2 rRNA genes are annotated in these 300 nt (G+C 56.3%); both read right to left on the reverse strand.

Going from position 1 to position 300, the window contains the following annotated elements:
• Window positions 1-101, reverse strand: a 5S ribosomal RNA gene (gene rrf / locus LPA42_RS33525); the annotation flags it as partial.
• 76 nt (window positions 102-177) lie between these two features.
• A 23S ribosomal RNA gene (locus LPA42_RS33530) occupies window positions 178-300 on the reverse strand; the annotation flags it as partial.

The raw sequence follows: 300 nt of genomic DNA on the forward strand, positions 1-300 counted from the left end.
CTCTCCCACACCCTCCCGAGTGCAGTACCATCGGCGCTGGAGGGCTTAGCTTCCGGGTTCGGAATGTAACCGGGCGTTTCCCCTCCGCCATGACCGCCGTAACTCTATGAACATATCAAACAACCCAAGGGCCGTCTGTTTGTTCAGAGTTGCACAGTGGACGCGAGCAGAATCTTTGTAGTCAAGTCCTCGGCCTATTAGTACCGGTCAACTCAACCCGTTACCGAGCTTACATCTCCGGCCTATCAACCCAGTCGTCTAGCTGGGGGCCTTACCCCCACAAAGTGGGGTGGGATACCT

It is taken from the genome of Micromonospora sp. DH13 (assembly GCF_020873825.1).
In the GTDB taxonomy this organism is placed as follows: Bacteria; Actinomycetota; Actinomycetes; order Mycobacteriales; family Micromonosporaceae; genus Micromonospora; species Micromonospora haikouensis.